Raw genomic sequence first — 16,854 nt, 5'->3', positions numbered from 1 at the left:
TCATATCTCTTCAGAACACATCAGGCCGACCGGCCTGTCTGGGTCGGTAGCTCAGGTGGTTAGAGCGCACGCCTGATAAGCGTGAGGTCGGAGGTTCAAGTCCTCCTCGACCCACCACTAGATTAGGGTGCGTAGCACCTGAATGGGGCCTTAGCTCAGCTGGGAGAGCGCCTGATTTGCATTCAGGAGGTCAGGAGTTCGATCCTCCTAGGCTCCACCATTTATCCGATCAGATCGTTAAGCACCTTTTGGTTCTTAACCGTCCGATTGGACGTCGCTTCTTCGGAGGCATTGACATCGTATAGAGAGAAATCAATCAACACTGTTTGATCGCGCCGAGTGAGGCGTTGATCTCAGTTGGTCCTCTTCGGAGGAGGTTCGATTGGGGATGTTTCCTCGTCCCTCTTTGAATATCCCGGCTGAAACGAACAGAGTTGTCCAAGTCAAGTACACTAACCCGCATAACTTAACGGTTATGCATTGTCTTCTATCCTCTGCGTGGGGCCGACCGACATCGGCAGCGCGGGTTCCAGGATGGAAGGCGGGAAAGTATGCTTTTGGTTCAGAAGAAAGATCGCCTTTAGTTACCAGCTGGGCGGTCGCGATTGACATACTTGTGCTCAAGTAGCCGAATAGGCGGTAGCACAACTATCGTGTGTCTTTCTCTTTCTGGATCAAATCAAGCGCGAGAAGGGCGTTTGGTGAATGCCTTGGCAGCAAGAGGCGATGAAAGACGTGATACTCTGCGATAAGCCATGGGGAGCTGAGAATAAGCTTTGATCCATGGATCTCTGAATGGGGCAACCCACCTGAAAGCTTCATATTGTTATCTTTGATACTCAATATGGGGTTTAAACAGGTACTTAAGACCTGAATACATAGGGTTTTAAGAGCAAACCCGGGGAACTGAAACATCTAAGTACCCGGAGGAAAGGAAATCAATTGATACTCCCCTAGTAGCGGCGAGCGAACGGGGACCAGCCGAGCCAGATAAGTGACTAGAACACGTTGGGAAGCGTGGCCATAGCGGGTGACAGCCCCGTATAGGAAGCTTTGATGGACGTATTAAGTAGGGCGGAACACGTGAAATTCTGTCTGAAGATCGGAGGACCACCTTCGAAGGCTAAGTACTCCTTGCTGACCGATAGCGAACCAGTACCGTGAGGGAAAGGTGAAAAGCACCCCGACGAGGGGAGTGAAACAGTACCTGAAACCGAACGCCTACAATCAGTCGGAGGATCCTCGAGATCTGACGGCGTACCTTTTGTATAATGGGTCATCGACTTGGTCTTACGAGCAAGCTTAAGCCGTTAGGTGTAGGCGTAGCGAAAGCGAGTCTTAATAGGGCGCATGAGTTCGTGGGATCAGACCCGAAACCGAGTGATCTAGGCATGGCCAGGTTGAAGGTAAGGTAACACTTACTGGAGGACCGAACCCACATCCGTTGAAAAGGATCGGGATGAGCTGTGCCTAGGGGTGAAAGGCCAATCAAACTCGGAGATAGCTGGTTCTCTGCGAAATCTATTTAGGTAGAGCGTCATCCGAATACCCCGGGGGGTAGAGCACTGGATGGGTAATGGGGCCCCACAGGCTTACTGATCCTAACCAAACTCCGAATACCCGGGAGTACTAGATGGCAGACACACTGCGGATGCTAACGTCCGTAGAGAGGGAAACAACCCTGACCTACGACTAAGGCCCCCAATTCATGGCTAAGTGGGAAAGCAGGTGGGACGACCAAAACAACCAGGAGGTTGGCTTAGAAGCAGCCATCCTTTAAAGATAGCGTAACAGCTCACTGGTCTAAATAAGTTGTCCTGCGGCGAAGATGTAACGGGGCTCAAGCCATGAGCCGAAGTCTAGGGATGCGTAAGCATCGGTAGCAGAGCGTAGTGTGACATAGAACTCATCCGTATTTGCATCCACTTGGATGTAATGACGGATCGAGTTCTTTCGATGAAGCGGGCGCGTGAGCGATCCCGTGGAGAGATCACTAGTGAGAATGATGACATGAGTAGCGACAAAGAGTGTGAGAGACACTCGCCGAAAGTCCAAGGGTTCCTGCTTAAAGCTAATCTGAGCAGGGTAAGCCGGCCCCTAAGCCGAGGCCGAAAGGCGTAGGCGATGGGAACTAGGTTAATATTCCTAGGCCAGGAGGATGTGACGGATCACAAGTGTAGTTCAATCTTATCGGATTGATTGGGCTGCTGAGTGGTTCCTGGAAATAGCCCTCCATCAGACCGTACCCTAAACCGACACAGGTGGACTGGTAGAGCATACCAAGGCGCTTGAGAGAACGATGTTGAAGGAACTCGGCAAAATACCTCCGTAAGTTCGCGAGAAGGAGGCCCGGTTCCTAGGCAACTAGGGGCTGGGGGCACAAACCAGGGGGTGGCGACTGTTTATTAAAAACACAGGGCTCTGCGAAGTCGCAAGACGACGTATAGGGTCTGACGCCTGCCCGGTGCCTGAAGGTTAAAAGGAGAGGTGAGAGCCTTGAATTGAAGCCCAGGTAAACGGCGGCCGTAACTATAACGGTCCTAAGGTAGCGAAATTCCTTGTCGGGTAAGTTCCGACCTGCACGAATGGCGTAACGACTTCCCCGCTGTCTCCAACATCGACTCAGCGAAATTGAATTGCCTGTCAAGATGCAGGCTTCCCGCGGTTAGACGGAAAGACCCCGTGCACCTTTACTACAGCTTCGCACTGGCATCAGGATTGTGATGTGCAGGATAGGTGGTAGGCTTTGAAGCGGAAACGCAAGTATCCGTGGAGCCTCCCTTGAGATACCACCCTTCGCACTCTTGATGTCTAACCGCGGTCCGTTATCCGGATCCGGGACCCTGCGTGGCGGGTAGTTTGACTGGGGCGGTCGCCTCCTAAAGCGTAACGGAGGCGCGCGAAGGTTGGCTCAGAGCGGTCGGAAATCGCTCGTTGAGTGCAATGGCAGAAGCCAGCCTGACTGCGAGACTGACAAGTCGAGCAGAGTCGAAAGACGGCCATAGTGATCCGGTGGTCCCGAGTGGAAGGGCCATCGCTCAACGGATAAAAGGTACGCCGGGGATAACAGGCTGATACTGCCCAAGAGTCCATATCGACGGCAGTGTTTGGCACCTCGATGTCGGCTCATCTCATCCTGGGGCTGGAGCAGGTCCCAAGGGTACGGCTGTTCGCCGTTTAAAGAGGTACGTGAGCTGGGTTTAGAACGTCGTGAGACAGTTCGGTCCCTATCTGCCGTGGGTGTAGGAGACTTGAGAGGAGTTGCCCCTAGTACGAGAGGACCGGGGTGAACGATCCACTGGTGGACCAGTTGTCGTGCCAACGGCAGTGCTGGGTAGCTATGATCGGACAGGATAACCGCTGAAGGCATCTAAGCGGGAAGCCCCCCTCAAAACAAGGTCTCCCTGAGGGCCGTGGAAGACCACCACGTCAATAGGCCGGAGATGTAAGCGCAGTAATGCGTTCAGTTGACCGGTACTAATCGCCCGATAGGCTTGATTTGATCCAGTAACAGAAAGACAAATCAAACCAAAAGCATACACCGACCTTGACAATGGATGACGTCGTAGCGCCAAGCCGCGATGTTGGTTGATTATATAACCGTGCAGGAACGCGCCTTTTGTAAACAAAAGACGCTTCCCCCTGCGCGTCGCGCTTTGCCAAAGGCAAAGACGTGACGTGGGCTTTTCCTCGGTTTGGTGGTCATAGCGCAAGTGAAACACCCGGTCCCATCCCGAACCCGGAAGTTAAGCACTGCCGCGCCAATGGTACTTGGGCTTAAGCCCCGGGAGAGTAGGTCACCGCCAAACCTAGTAAAAGCCCACAGTCTCTCTAATACGATCAGAAGAACACTACACGGCCTCAAGTAGCGTAAGCGGTAGGCCAACAAATGGTCTCAAGTAGCCGAATAGGCGGTAGACCAACGCAAAGTGTCGCGGGATGGAGCAGCCCGGTAGCTCGTCAGGCTCATAACCTGAAGGTCGTAGGTTCAAATCCTACTCCCGCAACCAGCGTCAGAAAATCCAAACAGCCCGATCAGACTACAAACAGTCAAGCGAACTGTTTTTGTAGCAAAAATACCTCGTCAGGCTCATATGGGACTTTGCTACGGCAACGCCTAGGATAGCTTGGCTATTCTGACCGCATACTGCGATCGCCCTGTGATCTACAGTCTCTCAATTGGACTACATGCAACGGCTACGCTCAAAAGCTTCGATTCTGTTGTGGTTTTGTCATGATCGTGAACTGTACCGCGCGGGTTGAACGGGTCGGTGCCCTTGGTCGAACAGCGCTATTTCGTGCTATTTCAATAGCTTCACGCGGGCCAGTAAAAAATTCTAATCCTTGAAGAAATGGCCTTGTACTTCCGTTGCTTGCGCGGATATACCCGTCGGCGGAGACGTGGCCGAGTGGTCGAAGGCGCTCCCCTGCTAAGGGAGTAGACGGGAAACCGTCTCGAGGGTTCGAATCCCTTCGTCTCCGCCATTTACCTATTTCAGTGAATTGGTATGGCGTATTTAACGTGCCGTATTCTTATAAATAATCGGCACTTACTATCTCATAGTATCATCTTGAGTTTTACTTAGTTGTCCCTAGTATCTTTCATTGAGTGGTATATTTTGTGGTATTTTCATGGCTGCGCTCAGCGGGAAGCTGACAAAGAAACTGGTAGAGAATCTCGGCCCAGGTCGGCATGGCGACGGTTCTGGCCTGTACCTTGTTGTTGATCCATCAGGTGCACGGCGCTGGATTGTACGCGTAACGGTCAAAGGGCAGAAGAACCGCAAGGGTGCACCGCTGAGAACGGATTTCGGGTTAGGTGGCGCTGATGTCGTCACACTAAACCAAGCTCGAGAAAGAGCCCTCGAATATCGACGCATGGCAAAATCGGGACTGAACCCTCGTTTTAACGCCCAGCGCGAAATCCCAACGTTCGAAGAGCTCAGTCGACAGGTCCACATCGACCGCCTGCCGACATGGAAGAATGCCAAGCATGGACAGCAGTGGCTCAACACCTTGCGCGACTACGCTTTCCCCAAGATCGGCCGTATGCCCGTAGACAGCATCGATCAGCCCGAAGTGCTGATGTGCTTGTCGCCCATTTGGACTGAGAAACACGAAACCGCAAAGCGACTGTCTCAGCGGATCAAGACGGTGCTCGACGTGGCAAAGTCAAAGGGATTTCGATCTGGGGAGAACCCGGTGACCGCGATCCGCGAAGGCAAGGTGCTGCCCACCGTCAAAGCCAAGGTCCAGCACCATGATGCGATGCCGTGGCAGGAGGTGCCTGCGTTTTATGCCGAGTTGCAGACCCGCTCAGCCATGGCCGCCAAGGCGTTGCAGTTTACCATTCTGACCGCCTGCCGGACCTCAGAGGTGCTTGAGATGAAATGGCCCGAGGTCGATGTCGATGCGCGCCTGTGGACCATCCCTGCGGAGCGCATGAAAGGCGGGCAGGTCCATCGTGTTCCTCTCACCGACGAAATGCTGGCCATTCTGGAGCCATTGCGCGTGTTGGCCTCTGACTATGTGTTCGAAGGGCAAAAGCGGCATCAGCCCTTGTCGAACATGTCCATGCTGATGCTGCTGCGCCGGATGCGGCAGGATGGCGTCACCGTACACGGATTCCGCAGTTCGTTTCGGGATTGGGCAGCGGAAGCTGCCAATGCACCGCGTGAATTGGCAGAGGCGGCATTGGCTCATCAGGTTGGGTCCGACGTGGAGCGGGCCTATGCGCGGTCGGATTTGTTGGAGAGGCGGCGAGCACTTTTCGAACGATGGAGCAACACTGTTTGCAACTAGATTCTGAGGGTCTTTTAAGTGATAAAAAACACCAAGTGGACTAAACCGAACAGACTAACAGAAATAATTGAGCATCGTATCGCGCCAATTGTTGTCGGATCAGGTTTGGCTCCGTCTGCCGAGTTTCTAAGAGGCTATTTCATTGAAGGCTTTGATGGTGTTGAGGAAGGAGACACTGTCTGGGAGGTCTAGATCGCAACTTTAACTGGCTTAGACAAAGAAACTTCAGGTGCATCCTACTTTCCTACTGAGGAGGCAGCGCGCAGCTTTCTAAAATCGATGCCCGTCGGTTTAGTCTACGGCGAGCACTATGGCTACCCGCAGCGCTTCAAGAAATTGTTTGGTTCAGATGATGATCCCGCAAGAACAATGTCCGCGATGTTCAGAAGATGTAACGAAGATGATGTTCATGCTGTATGCTATCAAGCTTTGGTGGAAGCAGGAGTAAAATCAAAGGGCACATTGGGGATCTCGCCTCGTGTCCTGGAATGGGTTGGCGAAGAGCACGTTGAGTGGCTGCAAAGCGAATTTGGAGAAAATTGGTCTGCAGTCGCCGAGTTCGAATACTGCCTCAACCATTTTTCAGATTCTTCGCTCGCTAGCCTTGCTGCTCATTTGTTTTTGTTCCAGTTCGTGACGAAAGATGAATTTGCTGCAGGCTATTTCACCAAGGAAATTCAGTCGATAGCGGGTGGCACAGAAGAGGCTGCAATTCTCGCAACAAACACCCGTAAAAAGGCTGGAGAAGCCGGGGCGCGTGCATCACGAGAACGCAGGCTCCAAAACCTGGAATTGCTGATGCAGCAAATCGAGCAGCTGTCGGACGCGGTCGGATTTTTCAGTGAAGAACGCATAGTTGAGCAAGCTCTGGAAAAGACAATTGAGAAGCAAAAGGACTTCCCTAAGTCGCAAAAAACTCATGCGGACCACGGAACGGCGCTGCGGTCAGAGGAGCCCTTCAAATCGAGGTACGAAGCGGTGTTCAGGAAAAACGCTTAGGCATTTTCTCACTTCGGGAAGACGCTTAAGCGCAGGAAAAAGTCTGGTGACACTTCGGTAAAGCTGCCCATAATTGGGAGCCATCGCAACTGATCCAAGAGGATTTCAACGATGGCAAACGTCTTTAGTGACGACCGGGTCTATTTCCCAGAAGACCCTGAAATGCAATTGCTGGGAAACCGGGAAAAGCTGGCTCAATGGCGCCACCGCATGTGCGGTCCGGCCTTTATCCGCATCGGTCGGCGGATCGCCTATCACGGCGCTGATCTGAACGCCTGGCTTTCGGCCCGTCGCACCGATCCCAACAATGAGGCTGCATAATGAAAAACCCCAACTCCAAGCGCGGAGATGGGGCTTTTCCAGTGACATCAACTGCCACCCTAGCAAGTTCAGTTGATGCCACAGGATGCCCCGCGCCGACAAGACAAAACGAGCGCCGGTACTACTGGTCGCCCCTGAGCCACTCGGTGGAACGGGTGATCGTGCGGAAAGGACGGATCGAGCATGGCTGATATGTCCTTTTCCAAATCGAACCTTTCCAGTCACGATAGGGGGCCAGACGCTGGCCCTCTTTCCCAAACCGATCATCGAGAAACCGATGAGAACTACAACGGCGAGCTCTTGCGCCATGGTATCTACCGCATCGCCGTATGCCGGGACGGCGTCCAATGGCTGTTTCAGCGCCAGAGATCCCAATTTCCGGCCGGGGGAGCGGCGTGGGACACGCTCGGCTACTGTGTGTCCAAATCCGGCCTAACCCGGCTCGTCCGGGCGCATATCAACTGTGACATACCCGAACTGGATAGTTTGCCCGAGCATTTCCCACGGAGGTGTCGCGATGAGTAGGCGGCGGTCTCCGAAGGGCAAACGGTCGGCTGAAGGGCAATATGTTCCTCTGCCCTACGCCATGATCAAATCCCCGGCGTGGCGGGCTCTGTCTGGACCTGCAGTGAAGCTCTGGCTGGAGCTTCACACCCGCTTCAATGGCGGCAACAACGGCAAGGTGTTTCTGTCGATGAACGAAGCGGCGGAAATCCTCGGACTGGGCAAGGCCACGGTTCAGCGGGCTTTCGAAGATCTACAGGACAAAGGCTTCCTCGTGCTCGAGCAGGAAGGCAACTGGTATCATCGCCGGGCCCATGAGTGGCGATTTACGACCAAGGCGACGCAGACCCGGTCCGGCAAGAAAGCTGCCACCAATGACTGGCGGTTCTGGCAGCCCGAAAAAACAAAACGCGGTTCTGGTACGGACCCGTCAGCATCCTCTGTGGTTCCGTTTGAGAACCCAAAGACCCCGCATGGTTCCAAATCAGAACCCGTCAGGCCGGTTTTTCGTCGGTCCTTCGGTTCTGAATCGGAACACTAATACTAACCACTCCCTGTTACGCGAGGCGGACATGAGCAAGACACAGAAAGACCGAGGCGGCGACATTCAGAGAAAGGAATCCGAACTCACAGAAGCGGAGACCAATGCGATTGCTGATCTGAGGGATCGAAAAAGATCAGGTGTCAGGGCCCCGGATATCAAGCTGAACTTCGAGGAGGAGACGCGAAGGCTCACCGTCGGGCACAAAGGGCCAGACCCAAACGCAGCCTGTGCTTTGGCAATGCATGAGTTGGGCACAGCAGACCACCGGTTCTTCGAAGGTGTCATGGATCAAGTCGCGACTCTCGGGCAACAGAACAGCCCTGTTTCTGAGACCGCATCGAACTTCGTGATGTCCGTTGTTGCCGGGGTCAAGCCGCAAGACGAGATCGAAGCCATGCTTGCGATCCAGATGGGCGCGATCCATCAGGCCACGATGATGATGGCACGGCGCCTGAACCACGTAAAAACTCTCCCACAGCAAGACTCAGCGGAACGGGCTCTTAACAAACTCGCGCGGACCTTCACGAGCCAGGTTGAAAGCCTGAAGAGGTATCGCTCCAAGGCGGATCAAACTGTCCGTGTCGAACGCGTCGAGGTCAAACAAGGTGGTCAGGCTATCGTTGGCAACGTTCAAAGCGGGGGGCGGTCCAATGACAAAAAGTGACGACAACCTCATGGACCCCACCAAACGGCTCAGGAATGCACCCAGATGTAACGCCACGGCAAAGTCCACGGGCCAGCGATGTCGCGCACCCGCTGTTCAGGGCTGGAGTGTTTGTCGCATGCATGGGGCTAGAGGTGGGCACGCTGCTGGGCCAAGCCATCCGTCTTGGAAGCATGGGGAACGGTCGAGAGAAAGCGCGGAAATGCGCAAGACGATCAATGAACTTATCCGCGCTGACAGGGCACTGCAGAATTTGATCGACTGACCCGGCACTGCCTCGCAAGCAAGGCAAAGCGGTCGTTCGAGCGAAGTGCTTGGATGGCTGCTCCGAGCCCATCTTTCCGATTTTCTGCGTTGCGGCCAATGGCGGCTTCATCCTCGGGCCGCAGCGGTCGCAAATCAAATGCTGATCTGCTCACGCATCAAGTAACGCGTCGATCACCGCACATTCTGGGACAGCATCGCCGGTGCATCGCGCAACTGTGTCCGACAAGACATGCTCGATGCGCTGCAGGTCCGCGATCTTGGCTCGAACGTCAGTCAGATGTTCTTCCGCGATGATCTGAACCTCGGCGCATGTCCGGGACTGGTCATCGACCAGCCCGAGCAGCCCGCGAACCTCTTCGAGAGAAAACCCGAGATCGCGCGACCGCATGACGAATTTCAGCCGTCTGACATGGGCGTCATCGTAGCTGCGATAGCCTTTCGTGCTGCGCGGCGGGTCCGGCATGATGCCGATCTTTTCGTAATAGCGGATGGTTTCGAGATTGCAGCCCGTAGCGCGGGCTAGATCGACCCGCCGGAGTGAAGTCACGCGTCCGTTATTCATTTTGCAGAAAAATCCCTTGAGCCTGTATCAACTACAGACCGTAGAACGGTAGAAATACCGGTTCAAGGACGATTCGATGGAACGACATTTGGCAGAACTGCCGCAATCTCGGTCACAGCAGTCTGGCGACGAAACCACCAAGGGATGGGGTGCGACCGGCCTCGGTGTGCTCGGCGCGCTGGCGATGACCTCGTGCTGCATCCTTCCATTGGTTCTGGTCAGCTTTGGCGTGACAGGAGTGTTCATCGCGCAGCTCGGAGCGCTCTATGCCTACAAATGGTACACCTTCGCGCTGAGCGCCGCGTTCTTGGGATACGGCTTTTACAAGGCCTACAAGCCTGTGGACGCGGCGGCTTGCGCCGATGGCACCTGCGTCCGCCCCATCGACCGCCGCATAATGCGGGCGACCCTCTGGGCCGCTTCCGCGATTGTCGCTGTCGCCATGATCTTTCCCTACATCACCCCCTTCATCCTGAAATTCTGAACGAGGACAACGACCATGAAGCACCTCCTGCTACCCGCCCTGACCATCGCCGCACTCTCGACTCCGGCCCTCGCTGAAGAGCGCCAGGTCGAGATTGCCGTCAGCGAACTGACATGCCCGTCCTGTTCGTTCATTGTTGCCAGTTCGATGCGTGGTGTGCCATCGGTCGAGATCGTTGCATTCCAGGACGGCCCCGAATACGGGCAGGGTGTTTACAGCGTGACCTACGATGACGCCGAGACTTCCATCGAAAGCATCATCGGCGCGGTGACGGCCAATGGCTATCCGGCGCAGGTGCTGCCCGACACAGCCTCCTGAGCCGTCTGCAATGCGTGACAATCTGATGGGTGGCCTGCTGGCCTTCGGAATAGCAGCTCCGGTCGTGGTCGTCTGCTGCGGCGGCGGAACTGCCGTGCTTGCAGCGTTGTTCGGCGGCGTTGGGGCTTGGCTCTCTGGAATGAGTGGCATTGCCGTGCTGGTTTTGGCGGGTCTGACCTACCTGATCGTCCGCGCACTGCGTCGTTCGCAAATGAAACGCGCCTCCGGCCCCGACCCATCACAGAGAAAGACGGATCCTTGACTGACACACCTGAAAATTCCGACCGTCTGCTGAAATGGGGGCTTGGCGGTGCGCTCTTCGCCGCGCTCTGCTGCTTTACACCGCTTCTGGTCGTCATCGTCGCTGGCGTCGGATTGTCGGCCCTCACGGGCTGGCTCGATTACGCCCTGTTCCCGCTGCTGTTTTTCAGCCTCGCCGTGGTGGCACAGGCCCTTTGGCTGCGCGCTGGCAAATCGGGACCGGCCCCGAAATTCTGGGCCACCGGCCTCGCGGCAGCCCTGTCGATCCTGATCATTCTCCTCGAGTTCAGGTTCGCAATACGGATCACAATCGGCGTTTTCGCCGCCACAGCCCTCTACGCGGTTCTCCTGAACCGTGCGCAAAAGAAAGGATCGCTTTCATGATGATGGGATGTTGCACCGCCACCGGCATGGTCTTCGGCCTTCTCGGCATGCTCACACCGCTGATCGCCATCGGCGCGATCATTTATCTGTTCGCTGCCAAATCGAACAACCCCGACTATGGCGAGGCGCGATGAGATGAAAGACCTGAACAAAAACGACGATGGACAGGGCGGCTATGACCTGATCGTCCTCGGGGCCGGATCGGCGGGGTTCTCCGCCGCAATTACCGGCGCGGATGCCGGAAAGCGTGTCGCCCTCGTAGGACATGGCACGATCGGCGGAACTTGCGTCAACGTGGGATGCGTGCCCTCCAAGGCGATGATCCGTGCGGCAGAGGCCGTGCACGGTGCGGGGGCTGCCAAGCGGTTCCCCGGCCTGTCGGGACGGGCACAAGTGGATGATTGGCAGATGCTCGTTCAGTCCAAAGACGATCTGGTCGCGACCCTGCGCCAGAAGAAATACGCGGACCTTCTGCCGGAATATGAGGGTGTCGATTACATCGACGCCGGTCCCGCGCGGCTGATCGAAGGTGGCGTGACAGTCGGTGAGCGAACCCTGAAAGCACCGAGGACCATCATCGCCACGGGCGGGCGTCCCGTCCTGCCGACCATCGACGGCATCGAGGACATCGGCGCGCTCGACAGCACCAGTCTTCTGGAACTCGAAGCACTGCCGAAAAGCCTGATCTTCATCGGCGCGGGCTACATCGGCGCGGAGCTGGCCCAGATGATGAGCCGCATGGGCGTGAAGGTCACGCTTGTCGCCCGTTCGCATCTGTTGCCCGGCGCGGAACCAGAGGTCTCGGAGGCATTGGCGGCGGCGTTCGAGGCCGAAGGCATCACCCTTCTGACCGGGTTAAGCTACGACACTGTGCGCCGCGACGACGCCGGCGTGACACTACGCGTGATCCAGAACGGAAAGCCTGTCGAAGTGACAGCGGATCACCTCGTTTCGACCGCTGGCAGGCGGGCCAATACCGAAGATATGGGCCTGGACGCAATCGGCGTTGAAACAGACGCGCGTGGGTCCATCGTCGTCGGCGAGGACATGCAGACATCGGTGCGAGGCATCTATGCCGCAGGCGATGTGACCGACCGTGACCAGTTTGTCTATATGGCGGCCTATGGTGCAAAGCTCGCGGCCAAAAACGCGGTTCTCGGCGAGGATCATCGTTACGACAACGCCGCGATGCCCTGGGTGGTGTTTTCCGACCCGCAGGTCGCGGGCGTCGGTCTCGGTGAAGCCCAGGCGCGGGACGCGGGCTTCGATGTAAAGACGTCCATCGTGCCGCTCGATCAGGTGCCGCGCGCGCTGGCCGCACGCGACACGCGCGGATTGATCAAACTGATGGCGGACAGAAAGACGGACCGATTGCTTGGTGGCCAAATCATCGCGCCCGAGGGGTCCGATACAATCCAGACTCTCGTTATGGCGCTGAAGTTCGGCATGACCACAAAGGCACTTGGGGAGACGATCTTCCCGTATCTGACGACCGTGGAAGCGCTGAAGCTGGCGGCCCAGACATTCGACATGGATGTGGCGAAGCTGAGCTGCTGCGCCGGATAGACCCAAGACTAGGACCAGAAAATGAGCGAAGACTACGACCTGATCGTCATCGGGGCAGGCATGGCGGGCGTGGCTGCGGCCAACAAGTGTGGCGCGGCAGGATGGCGTGTGGCCATTGTCGATGCGCTGCCCTTCGGCGGCACCTGCGCATTGCGCGGCTGCGATCCAAAGAAAATCCTGCGGCGCGGTGCGGAAATCATGGACGCGGCACGGCTCATGCAGGGCAAGGGGATCGATCCCGGCGATTTGTCGATCAACTGGGCCGATCTGATGGCCCACAAGCGCGGCTTCACCGATCCGGTGCCGGACAAGATGGAAAAAGGCCTGACGGGCAATGGCGTCGAAACCCTGCATGGAGCCGCCCGCTTCACGGGAAGCAACACGCTGGAGGTTGATGGGAAGACATATCTGTCGAAGCGGTTCCTTGTCGCCGCCGGTGCCATGCCCAGGCCGCTCGGCTTCACAGGGGCCGATCTCGTGATCGACAGCACGAATTTCCTCAACCTTGAGGCCCTTCCCGAACGGATTCTCTTCATCGGTGGCGGCTTCGTATCCTTTGAGTTCGCGCATATCTCGGCGCGGGCCGGAGCCAAACCCATCATTGTGGATCGCGGGGCCCACCCATTGGGCAGCTTCGATCCCGATTTGGTCGACATGCTGGTCCAGCGCGGCGCCGGTATCGGCGTGGACCTCATGCGCGAGACCGAAATCGTCTCGGTCGCGGAAACCAGTGGAGCATTCACTGTCGAGGTTGCGTCGGGCGATCAGACCCGGACAATCGAAACCGATTTGGTCGTGCATGGCGCGGGCCGGGTTGCAGCCCTGGCCGACCTGAATCTTGAGGCGGCTGGTGTCGACCACAGTGACAAGGGCATCGTTGTAGCCCCCCATCTGCAAAGCACGACAAACAGCGCGGTCTATGCCGCAGGAGATTCCGCCGACACCGATGGCATGCCGCTGACGCCGGTCGCAGTGATCGAAGGGAAGGTCGCGGCCTCCAACATGCTCAAAGACGCGCAAACCGCACCGGATTATGCCGGTATTCCGACGGCCGTCTTCACCGTTCCGGAAGTGGCGCGTGTCGGCATGTTGGAAGGCGAGGCAAGGGACGCCGGGCATGACATAGATGTCCGGTTCACCGACACTGGCGGTTGGTATTCGAACTATCGGATCGGCGAAACCTCCGCCGCCGCGAAGATCCTCGTCGATAGGTCGAATGGCAAGATTCTCGGCGCGCACCTGTTCGGCCCGGAATACGGCGAGCTGATCAATTTCTTCGGGTTGGCGATCAAGCTGGGCCTGACGGCCAAGCAGCTTCAGTCGATGACGGCGGCCTATCCAAGTGTCGGATCGGACTTGGGGTCACTTCTTTAACGCAAGCGCCCCCTACTCGTCCTTCAGATCATTCCGCGCGTCGCGGATGATCATCCACGACGAATGCAGGAAAAGCCCCGCGATCGCGAACGCGACGATCAGGTCGGGCCATGCACTGCCAAGCCACGCGACCAGCCCGGCGGCGATGACCACGGCGAGGTTGCCGATGGCGTCGTTGCGCGAAAACAGCCAGACGGCCCGCATGTTGGCATCGCCCTTGCGGTGCTTCAGCAGCGGCAGGACCGCGAGGACGTTCACGATCAGCGCACCCACCGCGAAGGCTCCCATCAACCCGGCTTCGGGTGTCGTTTGGTTGAGGACACGCCAGAGCGTGCTGCCGACGACGCCGAGGCCCAGAAGCCCCAGAAACACGCCCTGGATCATCGCTGACCGCGCACGCCATGTCAGGCTCCAACCGATGGCGAGCAGGCCCAGAAACGTGATCGCGCCGTCGCCGAGGAAATCGAGCGCGTCCGCCTTCAAAGCCTGCGACCCGGACAGGAACCCGCCGAACATCTCGACCACGCCGTAGCCGAGATTGAGCAGGACCACGATCCAGAGGGCGCGGCGATAACTCGGGTCCTTGTAGGCCGGATCGGAGGATGTATCGCCGTCCTCGATCTTCTCAAAGCCGTAGCCGGTCGCATCGAGCGCGGGCCGCACCTTCGACAAGTCACCCTCCGCGATCCGTAATGTCATGACGTGGGTTGCGGCAGACACCTTCACATCGCCTTCGGCCACGCCCGCAGACCGGGCCGCGCGCTCGATCTCGGCCGCGTCCTTGGCGCAGTCCATGCCCTGCACCCGCATTCGGATCGGCGTGGAGGCCGTCGGCAACGTGCTGTTCTCGGCCTGGTTCATGTGCGATCCTCTTCAAAGTGGCGAGCAAAAGTGCCGCCGCTAACGTATCAGTGGATAATGATATGACGACGCAAGACGTTCAAGACGATCTTTTGGCACCCGACGCCCTAGAACTGCGGGCAAAGCTCTTTCGGGGCCTCGGCGATCCCAGCCGTCTGGCGATCCTCGATGCGCTGGTGGCGGGCGAACGCAGCGTTCAGGAGATTGTCGCTCATACTGGGTTGGGGCAACCCAATGTCTCGAACCATCTGCGCTGCCTTCTGCATTGCGGGCTGGTCAGCCGCCGCAGCGAAGGTCGATTTGTCCGGTATCGCCTGGCGGACAGGCGGGTTGCCGAGCTGATCCGTGCCGCGGATCGGCTCCTTGCCTCAACCGCGACCGGGCTCGGCGACTGCGAACGCTACACAGAGTAGTCAGCGTTCTGTCGGCTTGGAAACCCGAAAAACCGCGGCGTCCGTTTCCGATACGTGCGGTAGGGCGCGCCATAGACCTCTTCCAGCCATGGCTCTTCGGCAAAAGGGGCGAGAGCAAAGGCGACCACACCGCCCGTCGCGATGATCAACGCAGCGGGAGTGGCGGACAGGATTGCCCATCCGACCAGGATGCCCATGTCTGCCACGTATTGCGGGTTGCGCGACCAACGATAGAAACCATCGGTTTTCAGCTCGGCTTCCGCGCCGCTGGTCGCGTCGAGGCCGATGCCCAAGGCAGCAGGCCAGACCACGGCATTGCCCGCCATGATCAGCGGCAGGCCTACGCTCCAACGAAGCCAGAGCGGCCAATCCAGAGCATTCCATCCGGCGGAGCCCACAAGGATCGCGCTACTGAAGACCGCGAGGGTCGGGAGCCAGACCATGAGTTGGCTGAGCCAGTTCACCCGTTGCGGGGGCCAGAGACGGCGGGATGGGACAAGGATCGACCAAAGCAGCATCGCAATAAGAACTGTTTCACAGACAAGCGCGACGGTCAGCGCCACGGAAGCAAAGTCGGTCATCCGTGCCGCTCCTCGCCATGCCCGCGCCCGCCGAACTCGGACGGGTCGTCGCAGGCGTGGCGCGCGCATTCCAGCTCCAGCGTTGTGTGCTCGATGTCGAAGCGGTCTGCCAGCGCTGTTTTGATCCGCTCCTTCACCGCGTCTGCGTCGGACCAACGGCCCTCGGTTATTACGATATGTGCGTCGAGGGCCGCTCGGTGTTCGTCCATCTGCCAGAAATGCGCGTGGTGGATGCCGGTCACCCCGTCGATTCCGCGCACGGTCTCCAGCACCGCTTGCGTCTCGATTTCCGGTGGTGAGCCGAGCATCAGGATACGGATCACCGGGCCAATTTCCCGGAACGACTGCCAAAGTATGTAGCCTGCGATCAGCACCGTCACGAGCGGGTCGATCAGCCGCCAGTCGTAAAGCAGGATCAGCGTGCCAGCGACAATCACCGCGACGGAGCCGAGCGCGTCGGCGACGTTGTGCAGGAACGCCGCGCGGATGTTCACACTGGATTTGGACATGGCGTAGGTCAGCGCAGCCGTCACGGCGTCCACGATAAGCGCAATTCCGGCGATGATGACGATCAGCCAGCCCTCGACCGGCTGCGGATCGGCAAAGCGCATCGCGGCTTCGTAGAGCAGGTAGAGGCCGATCACGATCAGCGTGGTGTAGTTGATGAGCGCGGCCACGACCTCGACCCGACCGTAGCCGAACGTCATGTCGGCATCGCGAGGTCGCCGCGCGATTTTCCGGGCGGCGAAAGCGATGATGAGCGAGATTGCATCGGAAAAGTTGTGCAGCGCATCGGCGATCAGCGCCAGCGAACCGGAAACGATGCCGCCGACGATCTGAGCAACCGTCAGGCCCATATTGACTGCGATGGCGGCGAAGACCCGGCGGTCGCCCGCTTCCGGATCGACGTGATGATGATGGCCGTGCCCCATAGTAGCTCCTTTCGATT

The 16,854-nt window shown here is 57.7% G+C and carries 17 protein-coding genes, 4 tRNA genes and 2 rRNA genes; 19 read left to right on the top strand and 4 right to left on the bottom strand.

Annotation, left to right across the window (positions count from 1 at the left end; translation table 11 throughout):
• Positions 1-40 precede the first annotated feature (40 nt).
• The 11 genes from ACR3FB_RS15455 (at position 41) to ACR3FB_RS15405 (ending at position 8,834) form a co-directional block, all read left to right on the top strand.
• A tRNA-Ile gene (locus ACR3FB_RS15455) sits at positions 41-117 on the top strand.
• Between the two features lie 27 nt (positions 118-144).
• A tRNA-Ala gene (locus ACR3FB_RS15450) sits at positions 145-220 on the top strand.
• A 457-nt stretch (positions 221-677) separates the two neighbouring features.
• Positions 678-3,502 (top strand): 23S ribosomal RNA (locus ACR3FB_RS15445).
• Between the two features lie 192 nt (positions 3,503-3,694).
• Positions 3,695-3,809 (top strand): 5S ribosomal RNA (gene rrf, locus ACR3FB_RS15440).
• A gap of 124 nt (positions 3,810-3,933) precedes the next feature.
• A tRNA-Met gene (locus ACR3FB_RS15435) sits at positions 3,934-4,010 on the top strand.
• 385 nt (positions 4,011-4,395) lie between these two features.
• Positions 4,396-4,485: transfer RNA gene (locus ACR3FB_RS15430), tRNA-Ser, on the top strand.
• 147 nt (positions 4,486-4,632) lie between these two features.
• Positions 4,633-5,802, top strand: a complete 1,170-nt coding sequence (locus tag ACR3FB_RS15425) for a tyrosine-type recombinase/integrase (protein WP_480566156.1) — start codon at positions 4,633-4,635, stop codon at positions 5,800-5,802.
• A 279-nt stretch (positions 5,803-6,081) separates the two neighbouring features.
• The gene (locus tag ACR3FB_RS15420) at positions 6,082-6,801 is read left to right on the top strand and encodes a hypothetical protein (protein ID WP_480566154.1); all 720 of its coding nucleotides are present in this window, start codon (positions 6,082-6,084) and stop codon (positions 6,799-6,801) included.
• A gap of 111 nt (positions 6,802-6,912) precedes the next feature.
• On the top strand, positions 6,913-7,122 hold the full coding sequence (locus tag ACR3FB_RS15415) for a MerR family transcriptional regulator (protein WP_480566152.1): 210 nt from the start codon (positions 6,913-6,915) through the stop codon (positions 7,120-7,122).
• Positions 7,123-7,639: 517 nt separating this feature from the next.
• Entirely contained in the window at positions 7,640-8,167 is a 528-nt protein-coding gene (locus ACR3FB_RS15410; RefSeq protein WP_480566150.1) for a helix-turn-helix domain-containing protein, read from the top strand.
• A gap of 31 nt (positions 8,168-8,198) precedes the next feature.
• Positions 8,199-8,834, top strand: coding sequence for a hypothetical protein (locus ACR3FB_RS15405; RefSeq protein ID WP_480566148.1), 636 nt, complete (start codon positions 8,199-8,201; stop codon positions 8,832-8,834).
• A gap of 415 nt (positions 8,835-9,249) precedes the next feature.
• Here ACR3FB_RS15405 and ACR3FB_RS15400 read toward each other — a convergent pair whose 3' ends face one another.
• Entirely contained in the window at positions 9,250-9,663 is a 414-nt protein-coding gene (locus ACR3FB_RS15400) for a MerR family transcriptional regulator (RefSeq protein WP_480566146.1), read from the bottom strand.
• 76 nt (positions 9,664-9,739) lie between these two features.
• On the opposite strand from ACR3FB_RS15400, the gene ACR3FB_RS15395 reads away from it, so the two are divergent.
• Genes ACR3FB_RS15395 through ACR3FB_RS15365 form a run of 7 tightly spaced genes read left to right on the top strand, consistent with a single transcriptional unit; the run spans position 9,740 to position 14,050 of the window.
• Positions 9,740-10,147, top strand: coding sequence for a mercuric transporter MerT family protein (locus ACR3FB_RS15395; protein ID WP_480566144.1), 408 nt, complete (start codon positions 9,740-9,742; stop codon positions 10,145-10,147).
• A gap of 15 nt (positions 10,148-10,162) precedes the next feature.
• Positions 10,163-10,465 carry a heavy-metal-associated domain-containing protein gene (locus tag ACR3FB_RS15390; RefSeq protein WP_170394718.1) on the top strand — a complete coding sequence of 101 codons (303 nt, stop codon included), beginning with the start codon at positions 10,163-10,165 and terminating at the stop codon, positions 10,463-10,465.
• 10 nt (positions 10,466-10,475) lie between these two features.
• A complete protein-coding gene (locus ACR3FB_RS15385; RefSeq protein ID WP_425046747.1) occupies positions 10,476-10,727 on the top strand; it encodes a hypothetical protein in 252 nt (83 codons plus the stop codon).
• Positions 10,724-11,110 carry a mercury resistance system transport protein MerF gene (merF, locus tag ACR3FB_RS15380; RefSeq protein WP_425046748.1) on the top strand — a complete coding sequence of 129 codons (387 nt, stop codon included), beginning with the start codon at positions 10,724-10,726 and terminating at the stop codon, positions 11,108-11,110. The genes ACR3FB_RS15385 and merF overlap by 4 nt, the downstream gene beginning before the upstream one ends.
• Positions 11,107-11,244 (top strand): hypothetical protein, encoded by a 138-nt coding sequence (locus ACR3FB_RS15375; protein ID WP_425046749.1) that lies wholly within the window; start codon positions 11,107-11,109, stop codon positions 11,242-11,244. Before merF ends, ACR3FB_RS15375 begins: the two co-directional genes overlap by 4 nt.
• 1 nt (position 11,245) lies before the next feature.
• Positions 11,246-12,676, top strand: a complete 1,431-nt coding sequence (merA, locus tag ACR3FB_RS15370) for a mercury(II) reductase (protein ID WP_480566142.1) — start codon at positions 11,246-11,248, stop codon at positions 12,674-12,676.
• A 21-nt stretch (positions 12,677-12,697) separates the two neighbouring features.
• A complete protein-coding gene (locus tag ACR3FB_RS15365; RefSeq protein WP_480566140.1) occupies positions 12,698-14,050 on the top strand; it encodes a dihydrolipoyl dehydrogenase family protein in 1,353 nt (450 codons plus the stop codon).
• Between the two features lie 12 nt (positions 14,051-14,062).
• Here ACR3FB_RS15365 and ACR3FB_RS15360 read toward each other — a convergent pair whose 3' ends face one another.
• A complete protein-coding gene (locus ACR3FB_RS15360; protein ID WP_170394727.1) occupies positions 14,063-14,911 on the bottom strand; it encodes a cation diffusion facilitator family transporter in 849 nt (282 codons plus the stop codon).
• A gap of 62 nt (positions 14,912-14,973) precedes the next feature.
• Here ACR3FB_RS15360 and ACR3FB_RS15355 point away from each other — a divergent pair, with 62 nt between their 5' ends.
• Positions 14,974-15,324, top strand: a complete 351-nt coding sequence (locus ACR3FB_RS15355; protein ID WP_170394730.1) for an ArsR/SmtB family transcription factor — start codon at positions 14,974-14,976, stop codon at positions 15,322-15,324.
• Here the strand turns inward: ACR3FB_RS15355 and ACR3FB_RS15350 are convergent.
• The gene (locus ACR3FB_RS15350) at positions 15,312-15,905 is read right to left on the bottom strand and encodes a methyltransferase family protein (RefSeq protein WP_459431253.1); all 594 of its coding nucleotides are present in this window, start codon (positions 15,903-15,905) and stop codon (positions 15,312-15,314) included. The two genes, ACR3FB_RS15355 and ACR3FB_RS15350, sit on opposite strands and share 13 nt — an antisense overlap.
• Complete coding sequence (locus tag ACR3FB_RS15345; protein ID WP_459431252.1) at positions 15,902-16,837, bottom strand: cation diffusion facilitator family transporter; 936 nt, start codon at positions 16,835-16,837, stop codon at positions 15,902-15,904. The genes ACR3FB_RS15350 and ACR3FB_RS15345 overlap by 4 nt, the downstream gene beginning before the upstream one ends.
• Between the last annotated feature and the right edge of the window lie 17 nt (positions 16,838-16,854).

It is taken from the genome of Ruegeria sp. AO1, assembly GCF_056535985.1.
This window is presented reverse-complemented; position numbering and strand designations above follow the sequence as displayed.